We start from the raw sequence: 19,259 nt of genomic DNA on the forward strand, positions 1-19,259 counted from the left end.
TCCGGGGCTCCGCCCGCTGCCGCCGCCTCTCAGAGCCTGTCTGTGAACCCCCGTCGTCCGCCCGAAGGGCGGGCGCAGCGGCGGTCGGTGCGTGCGATCGGTGTGCGGCGTTCCAGGTCATGTGGCGGAGCCACCTGTCCTGGGACGCCGTGCGGCGAGCGCGCGTGCCGGGCGTCGGGGCGCAGGCGGGGGTTCAAAGACAGGCTCTCAGGTGCCCAGCAGCCGCGCCGCCCCGCGCAGCACCGCCGACCGGCCGCGGTCCGGGACCGTCCACAGGGTCTGGCCGCGTACGCCCCACCGTTCCAGCAGGGTGTTCGCTGCGAGGAAGCCCGTGGTGGCCGCCCGTTCCATCAGGGCCACCGGCAGGCCGGTGCGTACGAGGTCCCCCACGACCACCACGGCCGGGTCGGAAGTGCGGACCGTGGGGCGGTCACGGTAGCCGCCCACCGGGAACAGGGGGCAGTCCGCGCGCCACTCGTGCCGGACGTCGACGGCCTTCGCCTCGCGCGTCTCGGGATAGACGCGGTGCAGTTGGCCGATCAGCCGGTCCTGCTGCGCCCGCCGGGTGGTGTCCGTGCCGAGCGCGTACGCGTGCAGTTCGACCACCGAGCCTCCGTTGCGGGCAGCCCACCGGGCCGCCTCCCCCTCCCAGCGCTCCAGCACGCTGACGTTGTCGAGCGGGCCGAAGCCGCTGGTGCCGAGGAAGCCCGCCCGGTGCGGGGCCACCGGCCGGTCGAGCCACAGCCGGGAAACGAGGAACGGCGGTGCGGTGCGCAGCCGCAGCGTCCGCTCGCGCCAGCCCGGATCGCCCAGTCGTGGTGAGGCGGCGACCAGGCCGCGCAGCCCGTCCGTATCGAGGGCGAGCACGACCGCGTCATGGCGCGCCGCGCCCTCGCCGCTCCGTACGGTCACTCCTGCGCCGCCCGGGACGGACTCCACGGACTCCACCGCACAGCCGGTCCGCAGTGTGACGCCGTGGCCGGTCAGATATCGGCCCAGCGGCTCCCACAGCGCCTGCGGGAACGGCTCGTCCGGGACGTCGAACAGCAGCCCCTCACTGGAGCCGAGGAAGTAGATGTGGAACATCAGCGCCATCTCGGCGGCCGACAGTTCCGCCGGGTCGGCGAAGAAGCTACGGGAGAACACCTCGAACGCCAGGTGGTGCGCGGCCTCGGGAAAGCGGATGCGGTCCAGCAACTCACGCGCGCTGACGCCGTCCAGGCGCTCATACACCTGCGGTGTCCGTACGTCGAGCAGCGGCAGCGCCGCGCGCGGGTTCATCCGGGCCATCTCGCGCAGGGTGAAGGTCGGGCTGAGCGCGGCGAAGCCGAGGGCGCTCCACGGCGGGGTGCGCGGGACGTGGGCGAAGCTGTCCTGGAGGCCGCTGCTGTGGCGCAGCGGGTAGTCGGGCAGTCCGGTGAGGACGGCCAGCGCCGGGTCGGCCCGGCGCAGCAGTCCGCGCAGGTTGTAGTACTGGCGGAAGAAGGCGTGGAAGCCGCGGGTCAGGGTCGCCCTGGAGCCGTCGGCGAGCCGGACCTGCTGCCCGGCGAGCCGGCCGCCGAGCCCCGGCTCCCGTTCGTACAGCGTGACCCGTGCGCCGCGTTCGGCGAGCCCGGTGGCCGCGGCCAGTCCGGCGATGCCGCCGCCGATCACCGCCACGTGCGGAGCCTCGCCGGTGAGCCTGGCCCGGCCCGGCGGCGGGGGCACGATGCGGGCGCGCCGGTCCCGGCCGCGGCGCGGTGCGGCGGTGGTACGCCGGTCGGCGGCCGGGGGTGCGGCGTCACTTGTGAGGGTCGTCATCGGACGGTCCGTTCCTCTTCGGGGCCGGAGCCGGGGCTGGGGCCGGGGTCGCGGTGTGCGGTGCGGGCGCCGACGCGGGGTTCGCCATACGGGCCGGGCGCACGGGCGGGCGGCGGCGCAGCCTCGGCAGTTCGGCCACGGTGCGCAGCATCGGCAGGACGGGGGTGTGCAGGCCGATCGACAGGTCTTCGCGCAGCCGGGTGCCGCCGTCCAGGAACCGCAGCAGCCGTTCCATCGGTACGCCGCGGAACAGTGCGGTGAAGAAGTCGGCGCCGTTGATGCGTCCGCTGTCCAGGGCGCGCAGCAGTACGGCGTCCATCAGCCGTGAGCGCGCGGAGTGCGGGGGCGGCGGGGCCGGCGGGCGGCCTTGGTGGAAGGCGGCGGCGATGGCCCGGGTCTGGCGCTGGACGGCGGCGAAGGTGTAGCCGGTCGACGGCCGGGTGGCGCCGCCCGCCGCGCCGATCCGGAAGACGCCGGGCCCCGTGCTGCGGGGGAAGCGCGCGTCGGTCATCGGGATGACGCCCTGCTCGGAAGCGGTGACCCGGTACGGGCCCAACGGGCGGACCTCCGCGAGGTAGTGGCGCAGCGCGCGGTGATAGGCGGCCGCGTCGAGCGGGGCGGCGGAGAACTCGGTGTACTCGACCAGCGCTTCGTGCGGGCCGAGCGGAAGGACGTAGCCGAAGGAGAGCCCGTGGTCCGGCTGGGGGGTGCGGAAGTCCATCAGGTCGGCGGTCGCCGGGTCGAACTCGGGCCGCTCGGTGCGGACGAACCAGCCGTGGAAGTGCTGGAGCAGGGTGGTGCGCGCGGGTGGCAGAGCGGGCAGCGGCCGGGAGTCGAAGACCCAGCGGGCCCGCAGCCGCACGGGGTCGCCCGCCGCCGTGACACCGCGGACCTCGGTGCCGCCGGGCAGCGCGCGCACATCGTCGACGACGGCCGTCACCCGGCGCACGGACGGCGTGGCCGCGAGCCGTTCACCGACCATCCGCTCGAACGCGCCGGAGCGCAGCATCTTGTACCGCAGCGGTCCCGGGCACCCGGTCAGCGTGGACCCGTCGGTCCCGTGGACGCGCAGCCGGCCCCAGGAGGCCGCCAGTACGCCGTCGTACTCGCCGTCCGGCTCCTCCCAGTAGCACCAGGTGCGTTCGGGGGGCCGCAGCGGTCCGGGCGGCGCGTCCACGACGGCGACCTCGGGGCAGCGGGCTCCGGCGGGCGGGTCGCAGAGCCGGTGGGCGAGGGAGAGCCCCGCGGCGCCGCCGCCCACGACGGCCACCTCCGTGTCGTACACGCCGGCTCCCTCCCGTCCCGCCGGGTACCGCGTCCGCGCCGCGCCGGCGGGCCACCACGACTGCGTGTGCCCGCCCGGTTCGGTTCCACCGGCCCGGGAGCCGCCGGCTCCGCTCCGGGGATCGTCGCCACGATGATTACCACGCCGACCGTGCACCGATCGATCGCCGACACGCGCCGCGGCGGAGCCCGGCGTATGCGTGCTGAAGCAGAGAAAGCCCCGGCCAGACGGGGGGAGCTGGCCGGGGCGGTTCCGGGAACGGGCGGGGACGCCGGTCATCATCTGATGAGCGGTCCACAAGGCCCGTGATCAATTGAACGATAAACCACTGATGTCCCATACAACAAATCGGATCGATGTGACGCATATCGCTCCCGCCGCCCTCTCCTCGTCCACCGTCCCCTCCCCGCCCACTAGTCCCGGCTCGCGCGCGTCACCGGCCCCGGTGCCGGGCCTTCGCCTTGGCGCGCCCGCGACCTGCGCTGTTCGTCCTCCACGGCCCGCCTCCGCCTGGCCGCGGCCCGGCTCTCCGGCTTCACCCGCTCGAAGCCGCGAGCGAGTGTCTCCTGCGCGGCGGTACTCACCGGCCTCGCCGCCTGCTCCCGGGCGGCGGCGCGGGCCAGTCGCTTCGGGTTCGCGCGGTACGGGCGCGGGGCGAGCGCCGCGCCGACGGCCGGCGCGGAGAACGCTCGCGTGACCAGGCCGTCCGACCCGCGGAGGGCGAAGGCCAGCAGTTCGGGGCCGGTCGGCTCGGCGCCGAAGACGTGCCGGGCGGCGCGTACGCCGTCCGGTCCGGCGATCTCCAGAACGCCGACCCGGTGAGCGACCTCGAAGGACACGGTGGGCGGACGCCCGGGCGACGCGCAATCACTTTCGCGCGGCAGCGAAGGCCGCCGACGGTCAGCGGCAATCGGCACCCGGCGCCCCCGATCATGCGGCTGCCGCGCGACGGGAACCTTCTCCCCGCCGCGCGGCAGTCGTCAGAGCTTCAGAAGATCAGGAAGCCGGGGCGAGCTGCGCCGCCAGGCCGTTGCGCCACAGGGCGTCCACCCGGGCGCGCTCCTGCGCGTTCGGGTTGGTGTTCTGGCAGGAGGGGCCGGGGCCGCCGCCCGACATCAGTTCGCTGCAGGGGCCCGAGTAGTGGTCGGGCAGGCCGAGGACGTGGCCCGTCTCGTGGGCCGTCACGCGCGTGGAGTTGTACTGCTGGTTCTGCCGGTAGTCCAGGAAGATGTAGCCCCGCCCGTGGCCGTCGGTGCTCGCGTAGGAGCCGCGGGAGTCGTTGCCCTCGTAGTACCGGAAGTCGGCGTTGGAGCCTTCCTGGAGCTTCACGTTGCGTACCGAGCTGTTCCAGATCTGCGTGCTGCGCGATATCTGGCTGCGGAAGGTGGGGGCGCTGCTCGCGTTGTACGTGACGGTGACCGCTTGGACGCCGGGGGTGGCGGCGCGCTTGGCGGCGGCCGACTTCATGACGGCCTGGAAGAAGGCCTTGTTGGCCGCGGTCTCCTCGGCCGAGCCGGTGTACTTGGCTATGGAGGCCGGGGAGGAGACGCTCGTGCCGGCGGGGGCGGCCGGGGCAGAGGCGGCGGTCGCGGGGACGGTACCGAGGGAGGCGGCCAGACCGAGGCCGAGCACGGCGGTGAGAACCGTACGGGTGGGTCTCATGGGGGAACCTCGTCATCCGTGGGAGGGATTTGGTACCGGGATTGTGAAGGAATCAAGGTCCCCTGCGGATGACAGCTTTTGGCGATAGCGCCGTGACATCGCCCCGCGCGCCCGGCCGTCCGGGCAGGCGCAACCGCCGTGTCACCAAAGGTTCATGGCGGGCGGAAGGTGCCGTTCACACCGTTGGCATGGGAACGTGGCACCTGCCCGCGTCATCACCAACTACGTCGAATGACGTATTCCGTACGCGGTCGACGCAGACCAGGGGCCCGGACGTCAGCCGGGCAGCGGGCGGGCCCGGTTGAGGTTGAGCAGGGGCGCGAGCAGATCGCCGTGGCGCTCCCGGCGCTCGGCGACGTCGTCGAGAAGGAACGTGAGCTGCTCCGGGTCCGTACAGGCCTCGATCTCGTCCCAGGTGACCGGGGCGGAGACGGTCGGCAGCTCGCGGGCGCGCACCGTGTAGGGCGCGGCGGTGGTCTTCGAGGCCGAGTTCTGCGAGAAGTCGATGAAGACCTTGCCCGGCCGCAGCGCCTTGGTCATCCGGTGCACCACGTGCCCGGGCAGGGTCCGCTCGGCCTCGACGGCGATCGCCTTGGCGTACGCCGTGACGTCGTCCGAGGGTGTCGGCTCGACCGGTACGAGGATGTGCAGGCCCTTCGAGCCGCTGGTCTTCGCGTACACGTGGAGGCCGTCGGCCATCAGGCGCTCACGCAGCCACCGGGCCACCCCGCAGCACTCCACGATCGTGGCCGGCTCCCCCGGGTCGAGGTCGAACACGAGGCGGTCGGCGACGCGCGGCGCGGCGGCGGTCCACTGCGGGGTGTGCAGCTCCACGACGAGGTTCGCGGCCCACATCAGGGTCGGTACGTCGCGGACCAGCACCTGCTGCCGGGACTTCGCCGTGCTGCCGGGGACCTCGGTGGTCTTCACCCATGCGGGCGTCCCCGGTGGCACGTTCTTGGTGAAGAACTGCTGGCCGTCGGGCCCGTCGGGATACCGCAGGAAGGAGACGGGCCGGTCGTGGACGTGGGCGAGGAGGGCGCCCGCGGTGGTGGCGTAGTAGTGCAGCAGCTCGCCCTTGGTGGTCCCGGTCCGCGGATACAGGACCTTGTCCAGGTTGGTGAGCGACAGCCGCCGCCCCTCCACGACGGTGATTGGCGACATACGATGACAATCCCATATAAATGCCACAGCAGGGATGAGACATGCGATCTGTTTGGAACGGGTCTATCTCCTTCGGGCTGGTCAGCATCCCCGTGAAGACCTACAGCGCGACCGAGCGCACCGCCTCCGTCTCGTTCGTCCGCATCCACGAGAAGGACGGCGGCCGGATCCACTACCGCAAGGTCTGCGAGCTGGACGGCGAGGAGGTCCCCAACGAGGAGGTCGGCAAGGGCTACCAGGCCGCGGACGACACGATCGTGCCGATCACCGACGAGGACCTGGCCAAGCTGCCGCTCCCGACGACCAAGACCCTGACCATCCTGGCCTTCGTCGGCGCGGACGAGATCGACCCGCTCCAGCTGGACAAGTCCTACTTCCTGGGGCCCAACGGGGTCGCCGCCGCCAAGCCGTACACCCTGCTGCGGGACGCGCTGGAGCACCAGGAGAAGGTCGCGATCGGCAAGGTGGCCATGCACGGGCGGGAGACGCTGGCCATGCTGCGGTCGCACGACGGGGCGATCGCCATGCACACCCTGCTGTGGCCGGACCAGGTCCGCTCGGCGCGCACCGTCGCCCCGAGCGACAAGGTCGAGATCCGGGAGCACGAGCTGACCCTCGCCGAGACCCTGATGGACTCGCTCGGCGACCTGGACGAGTCCGAGCTGCACGATGACTACCGGGAGGCCGTGGAGGAGCTGGTCTCCGCGAAGCTGGAGGGCGGCGAGCCGACCGCGCCCAAGGCCGCGCCCGGCGCCGGCGGCAAGGTCATCGACCTCATGGCCGCGCTGGAGAACAGCGTGCGCGCGGCGCGCGAGTCGCGCGGGGAGGGCGGCGGCGCCGGGGACGGCGAGGCCGGAAAGGAGCCGGACGACGAGTCGGCGTCGGTCACGCCGATCAGGGGCCGCAAACCGGCGAAGAAGACGGCGGCGAAGGCCTCGTCCGGCAGCGGCGCCAAGAAGTCGTCGGCGCCTCGCAAGACGTCCGGGTCCGCCGCCAAGAAGACCGCCTCCGGCAGGACGTCGGGCGGATCCGGTGCGAAGAAGACGGCGGCCGGCGGGGGCTCGGGCGGAAAGAAGGCCGCGGCGAAGACGTCCACGGCCAAGTCGGCAGCGAAGAAGAGCACCGCGAAGCGAAGCGGGAAGAAGGCGTCGGCATGAAGGCGGTCCGGGTGGTCGGACGGGCCCGGGTGGGTCCGTGTGAGCGGCCCCGCCGTACGGCCTCCGGAGGGCCCTGGTGGCCGTAGAGTCGGTGCATGGCTTCAGACGAGGGAACGGTGCGCGTCGACAGCTGGATCTGGTCCGTCCGGCTGGCCAAGACGCGTTCGGCGGCCGCGACGGCCTGCCGCGGCGGGCATGTACGGGTCAACGGAGAGCGGGCGAAGGCCGCCCAGGCGGTGCGGCCGGGCGACGAGGTCCGGCTGCGGCACGCCGGGCGCGAGCGGATCGTCGTGGTCTCGCGCCTGGTGCGCAAGCGGGTCGGCGCCGCGGTCGCCGCGGAGTGCTTCGTCGACAACAGTCCCCCGCCGCCGCCCCGCGAGGAGATCGCCGCGGTCGGTCACCGCGACCGCGGCGCCGGGCGGCCCACCAAGCGCGACCGGCGCGAGCTGGAGCAGTTGCGCGGCGGCCGCTGAGGCGGGCGGGACGGGTGCGCCGCCGGGCTGCGGTACGGAAGGAGGTCACATTGGCCCCGTACCGCAGCCCGGCGCGCTCACAGCTCGCTCAGGTACACCCAGGCGCCTTCGTCCCGCACGAAGCGGCTGTTCTCCTCCTGCACGCCGGGCTCGCCGTCGAGCGTGTAGTGCGCCCGGAACCGGACGGTGCCCTCGCTGTGGAATGCGCTGCCGCCCGTCGTGGTGACGATCTCCAGGCGCGTCCACCGCTGCCCCGGCTCGAAGTCCAGGCTCGCCGGGCGGGTCGCGGGGTGCCAGGTACGCAGCAGGTACGGCGCGTCACCCGCCGCGAAGGCGCTGTAGCGCGAGCGCATCAGCCGCTCGGCCGTGGGCGCCGCCGTCTGCCCCTGGTGGAAGGGGGCGCAGCACTCCGCGTAGGACGCTTGCAGTCCGCAGGGGCAGGGGGCGGAAGGATCGATCGCCGTTCGCCGGCGCGCGTGGAATCTGGACACCTCTAGATTGTGACCGTTACGGGAGGCGCTGCGGCCGGTGGCCCCCTGAGAGAGGGCGGCAACGGCCGGCGCCTGCCCCGGGTCAGCTGCGGGTGTTCCGTAACCAGCCGTCGACCGTGGCCGTCACGGCACGGGCGAAGCGGTCGATGCCCGGGGACCGTACGGGGCACGGGCGGGGTGTGGTGGTGGTCGGGGCCAGGCAGAAGTGCAGGGCGTCGTCGGGGCGGTGCAGGTCGGTGGTGCCGCCGCCGGAGGCGGGGTGGGTGCAGTACGCGGGGTGCGCGCGTTCGTAAGCGTCGCAGGGCAGTTGGCGCGCCCACCGGTAGCGGTCACCGGCCGGGCTGAGCGCACGGCCCGCGTCCGCGTACAGGTCGCCCGACGCGGTGGCCTGGGCCGCGTAGACGGCGTTGATCCTGCGGATCCGGTCCGGGTGGAAGGCGTCGGGCGCCTGGGAGGCCCAGACGATCTTCGGCCGGGCGAGGCCGGCGTCCCGTGCCGCCGCGGCGATCTCCTCGGTCAGCGCCCGCGCGTCGGCGGCGTACCGGTCGTAGTAGCCCGCGGTCCCGTACGTGGCGTCCGCCATGCACGGTGTGTAGCCCCAGGCGTTGCCCCAGAACTGGAGGATCACGACGCGCGGGCGCACCGTCCGTACCAGCGCTGCCGCCTTGTCCCGGGCGGGGACCAGCGACTTTCCGCGCCAGGCCGTCAGGTAGTCGCACAGGGTCGTGCCGGAGTGCGGAGCGCTGTGCAGCTTCGCCCGCCCGGTCGCGCCGAGCCGTTCCGCGAGCGCCTGCCGGCTCTCCATGGCCAGGGAGTCACCGAGGTACAGCGCGGGGACGGCTCGGGCGGGCGGCGGCGCGGGCGTCGCACCTTCCCCCGGCGCGTCCGGCGGCGGCGTGGAGGCGCTGCCGCCAGGCGCCGGGGTGGTCGTGGCCGGGCGCGGGCCGGTGGGTGTGTCCGTGGGGTCGGAGGCGAAGACGACGCTCCAGCCGAAGACCCCGACCAGGGCCAGAGCCACCACACCGAGCAGCGGTACCACCCAGCGCTGGGTCATCGGGCCGCCCCTGGTCGCGTGTACGGCCGGCGGCTCATGTCAGGTGCACTTCACACCGGCACGGACAGAACAGCCAAGCACACGGCGGGCCACGGGAGAAGACCGATACCCGACGGAAGCGGCCCACAGTCCCAGCCCCGGGCCCGGCAGCCCGCCCCTCTCCACCGGTTGGCGCAGCGCGCCCCGGGTCGCCTCATGGCCGTGTCCCGGCGCGGCGGGCGGCCCACACGCTCACCGGTCTCACCGCTGGGCCCCACGCGCTGTCCGAAGACCCGCGGACACTGTCCCGGACAAGCCCGGACAGTCCCCCCGGTGGACGGCGCGGGCACGAGGGCGGCAGTGTCGTCACGGAACCCGGCGACGGGAGCGGAGCGGGGCGCCCGTCAACGGGGGTGCGGACAGTGCGGGCCGACGGCTGACCGGCGGGTGCGGGTATGGCGGGTACGACGGCGGGCACTGCCCGCCGGGCGCCCTCTCCGCGCAGTCGGCCCCGGGCCGGCCCGCATCCGCACGCCGTGCGGTGGTACCGGACCGGCCCCATGATGGAAGCAGCGGAGGCACTGCCGGCCCGGCGGGACTCTCCGGACCCGAGCGATCTTTCGGGAGGCGCCATGGGCAAGGACAACACTCCGGGTTCCGACGAGACCCGCGCCGCACGGCGGCAGGAGCTCTACACGGGCAGCGAGCGCCCGTTCGATCCGGAGGACCTGGTCATGGCCAGGGGTTTGGACGTGACGCCGGAGCGGGTCGAGGCGGCCCGTCGGCTCATCGAGGAGAAGGGGGCCGCGGCGATCGAACGGTATCTGCCGTAGTGGCGTCGCGCGGCGGGTGCGCGGCTCAGTCCGTGGCCACCAGGGCGGCGACGCGCTTGCGGTAGACGGCGCTGTCCTCCTGGCTGAGCGGCAGCCGGCCGTCGCCCGCGAGGTGCGACGGGAGGTACGCGGCCTGCTTGACGGCCTGGAACAGCGGGCCGGGCAGGTTCAGGAGCAGCTGGCCCTGTTCGGCGGTCTCGATGACCATCCAGGAGTCCGAGCCGCGGTCGTCGGGGGCGGTCGGCTCGATGGTGCTCACGGCCGTCACGGTCAGGGTGGGCGGTACGTCGGCGGCGGAGGCCGTCCCGGTGGCGGTGGCTGCTCCGGCGGTGGTCGTTACGTCGATGTCGGTTCCCGTCGTGTTCTGGTTCTCCGTACTCATGTTCCCTCCCTAACAACCGGGTGCGGGGTGGGGCCAGCCGTCCCGCCGAGTCGTGTCTCACAGTGGCCGGGGGAATGCGGTACGGGGGCCGCGGAAGGAGAGGTGAGCGACGGACATGGGCCGCAGAAGAGACCTGGCCGGAGTGACCCGTCCGACACGCGCCGAAAGGACCCGATCACCGATCATGGCCGGCATGAACGAGGACACCCACATCACCGGGCCGGCCCCGGACGCGGCCCGGCGTACCCACGACCGGGAACGCCGGCAGGCCCGCCTGGTGCTCGCCGGGCGCGCCGAGAGCGCGGAAGACCTGGCGATGCTGATCGACGCCCTGGGGCTCGACCCCCGGGAGGATCACGACGCGCCGCGGCAGCGGGAGTGAGGCGGGGTCCGGCGGAACGGGCGTCGACGGCCGGGAAGGTCAGCTGTGCGTACCGCCGCGGGAGTGCTCGTCCGGCCAGCCGTCCGCGGCGAGTCGCCGCAGCCGGGCCATGACCGTCTGTGTTGCCGGAGTGGTCCAGCGGCTGCGGTGCCGCAGCATCTGGACGGGGACGGCGGGGAAGCTCTCGACGGTACGGAGCCGGCCGGACGCCAGGTCGGCTGCCACGCTGACCACCGGCAGCAGGGCGAGACCGAGGCCGGCCCGTACACAGGCGCGAACCGCTTCGGTACTGCCGAAACGGGTCGTGCGCGGGGGCTTTCCCGGCATGGCGAGCAGTTGCCGGGCGAAGGCGTCACTGTAGGAGCAGCCTTCTTCGAGCAGGAAGTAAGCCTGTCCGCTCAGCTGTTCCGGTGTCGCCTCGGCGTGTGCGAGGGGATGGCCGGAGGCCGCGACCAGCACCAACGGCTCGTGTCCGATGACCTCCGTTTCCAGGTGTGCCACCTCGATGTGTGATTCGAGGAGCAGCGAGAAGTCGATACGGCCCGCCCTGAGTTGCTCGGCCGCTTCCGGAGGGGTCACCACGGCGCGCATGTGGATGTCGACGGCGGGCAGATGCCGGCCGAGCGCGGCGACGGCGAGCGGCAGGCGGTAGGCGCACAGGGATTCACTGGCGCCGATGGTGACGCTGCCCGCGATCGGGGCCGCGCTGTGGGCCTCGTACCGCAGCCGGTCCTCGGCTTCCAGCACGTGGTGCGCCCGCTCCAGGAGGCGGGCTCCCGTGTCGGTGAGGACGGCTCCCGTGGGCAGGCGGTCGAAGAGCCGGACCCGCAGGTCCTTCTCCAGGGTGCGGATCTGCACGGTGACCGTCGACTGGGCGAGGTGCAGTTCCGCGGCGGCGGCGGTGAAGCTGCCGGTACGGGCCAAGGCCGTGAAAGTCCGCAGCACGCGGGTGTCCATGACGAGACTCCCCCCCCATCGGCATTCTCGATGGATCCCCTGAAAAGCAATCATTGGACTTCATAGCACAGGGTGGAGATCCTCAAGGCATGGAGATTCTGCGTTACAGCGCTTTCACCGACCGGCCCGACGGGGGCAACCCCGCGGGAGTGGTCCTCGACGCCCAGGGGGCCGGCGAAGCGGACATGCTCCGCATCGCCGCGGACGTCGGCTTTTCGGAGACGGCCTTCGTCTTCCCCGCGGACACCCCTGGCAGCACGCACCGCGTCCGCTACTTCAGCCCCCGAGCGGAGGTCGACTTCTGCGGTCACGCCACCGTCGCCACCGCCGTCGCCCTCGCCGAACGCGCCGCACCCGGTGCGTTGGTCTTCCAGACCAACGCCGGACCGGTCGGCGTGGCGACGGCAGCTGACCAAGGCGCCGTCCGGGCGACGCTGACCAGTGTTCCCGCGTCCTCGGAGCCGGTTGCGGAGCAGCACCTCGCCGCCACGCTCGCCGCGCTGAACTGGACGGTGGGCGACCTGGATCCCGCCTTCCCCGCGCACGTGGCCTTCGCCGGGAATCACCACCTGATGCTGGCGGCCGCTTCCCGGCAGCGTCTGGCTCGGCTCGATTACGATTTCGAGGCCCTGGAAGCACTCTCACGTGCCCAGAACTGGACCACCGTCCATCTCTTCCACCGCGAGACCGACACCCTCTTCCACGCACGCGACCCCTTCCCGCTCGGCGGCGTCGTCGAGGACCCGGCCACCGGCGCCGCGGCCGCCGCTTTCGGCGGCTATCTGCGCGCACTCGGGCGGGAATCGGCCGGTACCCCCATCACCGTGCTGCAGGGCCACGACATGGGCCGGCCGAGTCGGCTCACCGTCACGACCGGCCTGCCGGACGGCCGCGTGCGAGTGAGCGGCCAGGCCGTCCCGCTCTCCTGACGCGCTCCCGCGCCGGGCGACCCGGCGCGTACCGTCGACGGGCTCGGTCCGGCTTCCGGTTCAGGACGGATTCAGTCCGGGGTGCCCGCTTCCATCGCGTCGGTGAGGGATTTCGGGCGCATGTCCGTCCAGTTCTCCGTCACGTGGTCCAGGCAGCCCTGCCGCGTGTCCTCGCCGTGTACGACGGTCCAGCCGCCGGGCAGTTCGGCCGCCGCGGGCCACAGGGAGAACTGGTTCTCGTCGTTGACGAGGACGAGGAAGGCGGCGTCCGGGTTCTCGAACGGGTTGGTCATGGCGTTCGGCTCCTTGCGGGGTTCGTCGGGGTACGGGACGCGTTCGGGGCGTCGGGCCGCGTCGGCCGGTCCAGTGCGGCGGCGATCACCGGTCCGATCCGGTCGAGAGCGTGCGGCCGCATCATGTGCCCGTGCTCGCAGCGCGCGTCGTGGGTGAGCACGGTGCCGGAGACGTACGGCTGCCAGGCCTCCGCAGGCCAGTGCGGTTCGCCTCGTTCGGGCTCCGCCTTGAAGAGCAGCAGGTCGCCCTGGAAGACGGCGGGCCGGAAGGTGTACCAGCGCAGGCGGGTGTTGTCGGTCAGGGTCTCCGCCACGGCCGTTACGAGGGGTTCTGCCAGCAGGGCGGCCAGTGCGCTGCCCTGGCCGCGCAGAATCTCCGCTGCTCGGGCCGGGCCGAGACCGCCGGAGGCCGTGCCGGGGGCGGGTTCGGGAAGGGGGCGGCCGACCGAGTCGAGGAACAGTTCGGCCACGTCGTGTGCGGTGTGGTGCCGGAGTACGCGGTCGGGGTCGATCCGGAGGGGCGCGGAGTCCAGGAGGGCCAGGAAGGCGACGCTTTCGCCCTGTTCCTGGAGCCGGGTGGCCATCGCGTGGGCGACGGCGCCGCCGAAGGACCAGCCGAGCAGGTGGTAGGGGCCGGTGGGCTGGACGGTGCGCATCCGCTCCAGGTAGCCGGCGGCCATGTCCGCGATGGTCGCCGGGCGGGCATCGGGCTCGGTCAGGCCGCGTGCCTGGAGCCCGTATACGGGACGGTCGTCGAGGTGCCGCAGGAGTCCGGCGTACGGCCAGCTGATGCCCGAGGCGGGGTGGACGCAGAACAGCGGCGGGCGGCTGCCGCGCGGGCGCAGCGGCAGCAGGACGTCCAGCGCGTCGGCGGTCGCGGTGGTCCCGTCGCCCGCGGCGTTGAGGGCCCGTACCAGTCCGGCGGGCGACTGGGCCGCAAACAGGGCGCGGAGGCCCGGTTCGGCGCCGAAGACCGTGCGCACGCGGCTGGTGAGCCGGGCCGCCAGCAGCGAGTCGCCGCCGAGGTCGAAGAAACCGTCGTCCGGGCCGACGGAGGGCAGACCGAGCACTTCGGCGAAGAGCGCGCTCATCAGTTCCTCGGGCGGAGTGCCCGGCGCCCGGCCGCCCTCCGCCGCGGTGAAGACGGGTGCGGGCAGCGCGCGCCGGTCCAGCTTGCCGTTGGCGGTCAACGGCAGTACGTCCAGGAGGACGACGGCGGCCGGAACCATGAACCGGGGCAGCCGGTCGCGCAGGAACCGCCGTAGCCGCGCGGGGTCCTGCTCCGTACCGGAGGCGGGGACGGCGTAGGCGACGAGCTGTCTGCGGCCGGGGGTGTCCTCGCGGACCGCCACGGCGGCGCGGTCCACGTCCGGGTGGGCGAGGAGCACGGCCTGTACCTCGCCCAGTTCGATCCGCACGCCGTTGATCTTCACCTGGTCGTCCAGCCGGCCGAGGTACTCCACGACGCCGTCCGGGCGCTGCCGTCCCAGGTCACCGGTGCGGTACATCCGCTCGCCGGGCGCGCCGTACGGGTCGGCCACGAAGCGTTCGGCGGTCAGCGCGGGGCGGTGCAGGTAGCCGCGGGCCAGGCCGGTGCCGGTCAGGTGGATCTCGCCCGGCACGCCCGGCGGCACCGGGCGCAATGTGGCGTCCAGGACGTGGACGTGGGTGTTCCAGACGGGCCGTCCGGCGGCCACGTCGGGGCCGTGCGCGACGGCGTGCAGACTGTCGCCGGTCGCTTCGGACGCGCCGTAGAAGTTGACCAGGCGGGCGTGCGGCAGGGCCTCGGCGAACCGCTGCGCGAGGGCGGGTGGCAGGGCCTCGCCGCTGGTCACCCACAGCCGGCAGGTCGCCAGCAGCCCGGTGTCGCCGTCCAGGAGGGCGGCCAGCAGGCTGGGGACGACGGTGATGCGGGTGGCGCGGTGCCGGGCGACGAGGGCGGCCAGTTCCGCGGGGCTGCTGGCGGTGAGGGAGTCCGCCAGGACCACCGGCGCGCCGTGCAGCAGGGCGCCCAGCAGTTCGGTGGTGCCGTCGATGAAGCTCAAGGTGGTCTTGGCGAGGACCGGCTGCCCGGGGTGCCAGGGGTAGGTGCGGGCGCACCACAGCAGGCGATTGACGCAGCCCCGATGCAGGCCGACGACACCCTTCGGGGTGCCGGTGGAGCCGGAGGTGTAGATGACGTAGGCGGGGTGCAGGGGGGTGAGCGGGGCCCGCCGGTCGGCGTCGGTGAGGTTGGCGGTCGCGTGTGCCCCGTACATCTCACCCGTTCCGCCAGCCCCTCCCACTCGCTCTGCCCCCTCCGTCCCATCCAGAACGATGCGCGGAACATCCGTGACCGGGAGCGCCGGTGCAGTGGTGCGGTCCGTGACGAGCAGGACGGGACGGGTGTCGCCGAGCATGAAGGCGAGGCGTTCGGCGGGGTAGCCGGGGTCCAGGAAGAGGTAGGCGGCGCCCGCCTTGAGGACGGCGAGGACGGCCGTGACCATGGCGGGAGTGCGGGGCAGCGCCAGGGCGACGACGCTTTCGGGCCCGGCTCCGCCGGCGGCCAGCAGGCGGGCGAGGCGGTTCGCCGAGGCGTTCAGTTCCGTGTAGGTGAGGGTGTGGCCGCCGAAGATGACGGCGGGTGCGTCGGGCGTCGTGGCCGCCTGGTCCTCGAAGAGACGCGGCAGGACCAGGTCGGGGATGCCGTGCGCGGTGTCGTTCAGCGCGTGCTGGGCGCGGCGTTCGCGGGCGGTGCGGAGGTCCGCCTCGCTGATCCGCCGGCCGGGGTCGTCCGTCGCGAAGTCGGCGATGCGCAGCAGCCGCGCCACGAAGGTCTCGACGGTGGCGCGGTCGAAGAGGTCGGTACTGAATTCGACCAGCACCTCGACTCCGGCGGGGGTGCCGTCCGGTGTGCGGTGTTCGGTGGCGTTGAGTTCCATGTCGAGCCGGGCGGTTCCGGTCCCTGCGGGCAGCGGCGTGCCGGTGACGCCGGGCAGTTCCAGCTCTCGGCCGGTGGCGGACTGCCAGGTCAGCAGCGTCTGGAAGAGCGGGTGGCGGGCGGCCGTGCGGGGCGGGTTGAGGGCTTCCACGAGGCGGTCGAAGGGGACGTCCTGGTGGGCGTACGCGGTGAGGTTCACGTCCCGTACCCGGGTGATCAGTTCGCGGAAGGTGGGGTCGCCGGAGGTGTCGGTCCGCAGCACGAGGGTGTTGACGAAGAAGCCCACGACGTCGTCGAGTGCCGCGTCGGTACGGCCGGCGGCCGGGGTGCCGAGGGGGATGTCGGTGCCGGCGCCCAGCCGGGTCAGCAGCGCCGCCAGCGCGGCCTGTACGGCCATGAACACGCTCGCCCCGCAGTCCCGGGCGAGCGCGGCGAGCCGCTGGTGGGCGGCCGCGTCCCAGGAGAAGGCCAGGACGTCGCCGCGGCCCGTCGGCACGGCCGGGCGTGGCCGGTCGGTGGGCGGCGTCAGCTGGTCGGGCAGGTCGCTCAGCTGCCCGGTCCAGTACGTGAGCTGCTCGGCGAGGAGGCTGTCCGGGTCGTCGGGGTCGCCGAGGAGTTCGTGCTGCCAGAGGGTGTAATCGGCGTACTGGACGGGCGGGGGCGGCAGGTTGGGCGGGCGGCCTTCGCGGCGGGCGGCGTAGGCGCGGGCCAGGTCGCGCCACAGGAGGCCGAGGGACCAGCCGTCGGCGGCGATGTGGTGGATCACGAGGATCAGGACGTGCTCGGCGGGGCCGAGGACGAGCAGGTCGGCGTGGAGCGGCAGTTCGCGGGTCAGGTCGGCGGAGCGGCGGGCCGCCGCCCGGATCCGCGCGGTCACCTCGGCCTCGTCCGCGCCGGTCGCGTCCGTGACGGTCACGACGGCGAGCGCGGCGTCCCGGCCGAGCACGGTCTGCCGCGGCACGCCGTCGGTGTCGGGCAGTACGGTCCGCAGTACCTCGTGCCGTTCCAGTACGTCCACCAGCGCCGTGCGCAGCGCGGCGGCGTCCAGCGGGCCGGTGAGCCGCCTGGCCAGCGGGATGTTGTACGTGGCGCTCGGCCCGTCCATGCGGTGCAGGAACCACAGGCGGCGCTGTGCGTGGGACAGCGGCACCACGTCCGGCCGGGGTGCGGGGCGCAGCGCGGGCCGGGACCGGCGGGCGGTGCGCAGCCGCCCGGCCGTACCGGCGACGGTGGGGGTGGTGAAGAGGGTCCGGAGGTCGAGTTCGGTGCCGAGGACGGAACGGATGCGTCCGGCCAGCCGGGTGGCCAGCAGGGAGTCGCCGCCGAGGTCGAAGAAGCTGTCGTCCACCCCGACCGTGGGCAGTCGCAGCACTTCGGCGAAGAGGCCGCACAGTACCTCTTCCTCGGGGGTGCGGGGCGCGCGTCCAGCCGGTGCCGGGGTGAAACCGGGATCGGGCAGGGCGCGCCGGTCGAGCTTGCCGCCGGCCGTCAACGGAAGCGCGTCCAGAGGGACGACGGCAGCCGGAACCAGGTGCTCGGGCAGCCGGGCCCGCAGGAATTCCCGTACAGCGCGCGGGTCGGGGACCGCCTCCTCCGGTGCGGCGACCACATAGCCGACGAGCCGCGCGGTACCCGACGCATCCGTACGGACCGCGACGGCGGCACGGGCGACCGCAGGATGGGCGACGAGAACCGCCTCCACCTCCCCCGGCTCGATACGCACACCGCGCACCTTCACCTGGTCATCGGCCCGCCCGACAAACTCCAACTGCCCGTCAGCACGCCACCGCACCACATCCCCCGTCCGGTACATCCGCTCCCCCGCCGCACCGAACGGACACGCCACAAAACGCTCAGCCGTCAACCCCGGACGGTTCACATACCCCCGGGCGATCCCAGGCCCCGCCAGGTACAGCTCCGCCGCGACGCCCGGTGGCACCGGCCGCAGCCCCGCGTCCAGCACATAGGCCCGGCTGTGGGTGACCGGTGTGCCGATCGGCGGGGTGCCGGGGCTGTGCAGGGGTTCGCTGAGGGTGGCGCAGGCCGTCGCCTCGGTCGGGCCGTACGCGTTGATCATGCGGTGACCGGGCGACCAGCGGGCCACCAGCTCGGCGGTGCCCGCCTCACCTCCGATGACGAGGGTCTCCAGGTCGGGCAGTTCGGCATGCGGGACGCCGGCCAGCACGGTCGGCGGGACGAGGCAGTGGGTGATGCGCTCCCGGGCCAGGAAGTCCGCGAGCGCGTCACCGCCCAGCGGGCCGGCCGGCGGTACGACCAGGGCGGCGCCCGACGCGAAAGCCATCAGCGTCTCCATCGCCGACGCGTCGAAGCCGGGCGGGGCGAGCTGGAGCACCCGGCTGCCGGGCCGCAGGCCGAAGCGGGCGACCTGGGCGGCGGCGAGGGCGTGCAGGCCTGTGTGGGTGACTGCGACGCCCTTGGGCGCGCCGGTGGAGCCGGAGGTGTGGATGACGTACGCGGGGTGCGTGGGCCGGAGCGGCGAGAGCCGGTCGGCGTCGGTGGGGTCGTGGTCCGGCTGCGCGGCGAGGGTGCGCAGCGTGTCGGCGTCGTCCAGGACGAGGCACGGCGGACCGTCGTGCGGGAGCCTGCGGGCCGTGTCGGCGGTGGTCACGACGAGGACGGGAGCGGCGTCGCGGAGCAGGTACGCGATCCGGTCGGGCGGCAGCGCGGGGTCCACGGGGAGGTGGGCGGCGCCGGTCTTGGCCACGGCGAGGGCGGCCCGGACGGCCGTGGCGGACCGGGGCAGACAGCGGGCGACGATGCGTTCCGGTCCCGCGCCGTGGGTGGTCAGGAGGTGGGCGAGGCGGTTGGCGTCGGCGTTGGTCTCCGCGTACGTCGCCGACCGGTCCCCTTCGACGACGGCGGGCGCGTCGGGTTCCCTGGCGGCCCACTCCTCGAACAGCTCGGGCAGAAGCCCCGTAGGGAGTCCGCGTGCCGGGCCGCACCACCGGTGCAGCAGCAGGCGGCGCTCGCCCGAGGAGAGGATGTCCGCTTCTCCGACGGGCCGGTCGGGCCGCGCGACGACCGCTGTCAGGAGCCGTCGCAGCCGTACGGTCAGGCCTTCGACGGTGCCGCGGTCGAACAGGGCGGTGGCGAACTCGACCGACCCGTCGATCCCGGTGGGCCGCCCGCCGGGGGCCCGCTGCTCGGTGAGACGGAAGGAAAGGTCGAACTTGGCGGTGCCGGTGTGCGCCTCTTCCCGCTCGGCCACCACTCCGGGCAGGGCCGGCGCGTCACCGGGTGCCGAGTCCACGGCCAGGGCGATCTGGAAGAGCGGGTTGCGGCCGGCGGAGCGGTCCGGATTCAGCGCCTCGACCAGCCGCTCGAACGGTACGTCCTGGTGCGCGTACGCCCGCAGATCCGTCTCCCGCACCCGCCGCACCAACTCGTGGAACGACGGGTCGCCGGAGGTGTCGGTGCGCAGCACCAGCGTGTTGACGAAGAACCCGACCACGTCGTCCAGCGCCGCGTCGGTACGGC

The 19,259-nt window shown here is 73.6% G+C and carries 16 protein-coding genes; 5 read left to right on the forward strand and 11 right to left on the reverse strand.

All coding sequences use genetic code 11. The annotated features are described in order from the left end of the window. Positions 1-207: 207 nt before the first annotated feature. The 5 genes from ACZ53K_RS28415 to ligD all read right to left on the reverse strand — a co-directional run bounded on the left by ACZ53K_RS28415 (position 208) and on the right by ligD (position 5,911). On the reverse strand, positions 208-1,800 hold the full coding sequence (locus ACZ53K_RS28415) for an FAD-dependent oxidoreductase (RefSeq protein ID WP_468841816.1): 1,593 nt from the start codon (positions 1,798-1,800) through the stop codon (positions 208-210). Beyond that, the gene (locus tag ACZ53K_RS28420) at positions 1,781-3,085 is read right to left on the reverse strand and encodes a lycopene cyclase family protein (RefSeq protein WP_468841818.1); all 1,305 of its coding nucleotides are present in this window, start codon (positions 3,083-3,085) and stop codon (positions 1,781-1,783) included. The genes ACZ53K_RS28415 and ACZ53K_RS28420 overlap by 20 nt, the downstream gene beginning before the upstream one ends. Before the next feature lie 413 nt (positions 3,086-3,498). Next, positions 3,499-3,924, reverse strand: a complete 426-nt coding sequence (locus ACZ53K_RS28425; RefSeq protein WP_468841820.1) for a DUF2992 family protein — start codon at positions 3,922-3,924, stop codon at positions 3,499-3,501. 157 nt (positions 3,925-4,081) lie between these two features. Continuing rightward, positions 4,082-4,747, reverse strand: coding sequence for a snapalysin (gene snpA, locus ACZ53K_RS28430; RefSeq protein ID WP_468841822.1), 666 nt, complete (start codon positions 4,745-4,747; stop codon positions 4,082-4,084). Positions 4,748-5,023: 276 nt separating this feature from the next. Next, positions 5,024-5,911 carry a non-homologous end-joining DNA ligase gene (ligD, locus tag ACZ53K_RS28435; protein WP_468841824.1) on the reverse strand — a complete coding sequence of 296 codons (888 nt, stop codon included), beginning with the start codon at positions 5,909-5,911 and terminating at the stop codon, positions 5,024-5,026. Positions 5,912-5,952: 41 nt separating this feature from the next. Here ligD and ku point away from each other — a divergent pair, with 41 nt between their 5' ends. Together ku and ACZ53K_RS28445 are read left to right on the forward strand one after the other, a co-directional pair. Next, positions 5,953-7,068, forward strand: a complete 1,116-nt coding sequence (gene ku / locus ACZ53K_RS28440; RefSeq protein WP_468841826.1) for a non-homologous end joining protein Ku — start codon at positions 5,953-5,955, stop codon at positions 7,066-7,068. 95 nt (positions 7,069-7,163) lie between these two features. Further along, a complete protein-coding gene (locus ACZ53K_RS28445; RefSeq protein WP_468841828.1) occupies positions 7,164-7,541 on the forward strand; it encodes an RNA-binding S4 domain-containing protein in 378 nt (125 codons plus the stop codon). A 77-nt stretch (positions 7,542-7,618) separates the two neighbouring features. On the opposite strand, the gene ACZ53K_RS28450 is transcribed toward ACZ53K_RS28445, so the two are convergent. Both ACZ53K_RS28450 and ACZ53K_RS28455 read right to left on the reverse strand, forming a co-directional pair. After that, positions 7,619-8,032 (reverse strand): YchJ family protein, encoded by a 414-nt coding sequence (locus ACZ53K_RS28450; RefSeq protein WP_468841830.1) that lies wholly within the window; start codon positions 8,030-8,032, stop codon positions 7,619-7,621. Between the two features lie 82 nt (positions 8,033-8,114). Then, a complete protein-coding gene (locus ACZ53K_RS28455) occupies positions 8,115-9,086 on the reverse strand; it encodes an SGNH/GDSL hydrolase family protein (protein WP_468841832.1) in 972 nt (323 codons plus the stop codon). 611 nt (positions 9,087-9,697) lie between these two features. Here ACZ53K_RS28455 and ACZ53K_RS28460 point away from each other — a divergent pair. Continuing rightward, a complete protein-coding gene (locus tag ACZ53K_RS28460; protein ID WP_468841858.1) occupies positions 9,698-9,898 on the forward strand; it encodes a hypothetical protein in 201 nt (66 codons plus the stop codon). A 25-nt stretch (positions 9,899-9,923) separates the two neighbouring features. Here the strand turns inward: ACZ53K_RS28460 and ACZ53K_RS28465 are convergent, their stop codons facing one another. Beyond that, the gene (locus ACZ53K_RS28465) at positions 9,924-10,280 is read right to left on the reverse strand and encodes a hypothetical protein (protein WP_468841834.1); all 357 of its coding nucleotides are present in this window, start codon (positions 10,278-10,280) and stop codon (positions 9,924-9,926) included. Positions 10,281-10,473: 193 nt separating this feature from the next. On the opposite strand from ACZ53K_RS28465, the gene ACZ53K_RS28470 reads away from it, so the two are divergent. Next, entirely contained in the window at positions 10,474-10,662 is a 189-nt protein-coding gene (locus ACZ53K_RS28470; protein ID WP_468841836.1) for a hypothetical protein, read from the forward strand. A 39-nt stretch (positions 10,663-10,701) separates the two neighbouring features. Here ACZ53K_RS28470 and ACZ53K_RS28475 read toward each other — a convergent pair whose 3' ends face one another. After that, positions 10,702-11,619 (reverse strand): LysR family transcriptional regulator, encoded by a 918-nt coding sequence (locus ACZ53K_RS28475; protein ID WP_468841838.1) that lies wholly within the window; start codon positions 11,617-11,619, stop codon positions 10,702-10,704. An 89-nt stretch (positions 11,620-11,708) separates the two neighbouring features. Here ACZ53K_RS28475 and ACZ53K_RS28480 point away from each other — a divergent pair, with 89 nt between their 5' ends. Beyond that, positions 11,709-12,548: a PhzF family phenazine biosynthesis protein gene (locus ACZ53K_RS28480; RefSeq protein ID WP_468841840.1), complete on the forward strand. Its 840-nt coding sequence runs from the start codon at positions 11,709-11,711 to the stop codon at positions 12,546-12,548. Between the two features lie 71 nt (positions 12,549-12,619). On the opposite strand, the gene ACZ53K_RS28485 is transcribed toward ACZ53K_RS28480, so the two are convergent. Both ACZ53K_RS28485 and ACZ53K_RS28490 read right to left on the reverse strand, forming a co-directional pair. After that, complete coding sequence (locus ACZ53K_RS28485; protein ID WP_468841842.1) at positions 12,620-12,841, reverse strand: MbtH family protein; 222 nt, start codon at positions 12,839-12,841, stop codon at positions 12,620-12,622. After that, positions 12,838-19,259, reverse strand: a 6,422-nt coding sequence (locus ACZ53K_RS28490) for an amino acid adenylation domain-containing protein (RefSeq protein ID WP_468841844.1), incomplete at its 5' end; no start/stop codon positions are given. The genes ACZ53K_RS28485 and ACZ53K_RS28490, both read right to left, overlap by 4 nt.

The sequence above is a fragment of the Streptomyces sp. NPDC033221 genome (genome assembly GCF_055577005.1).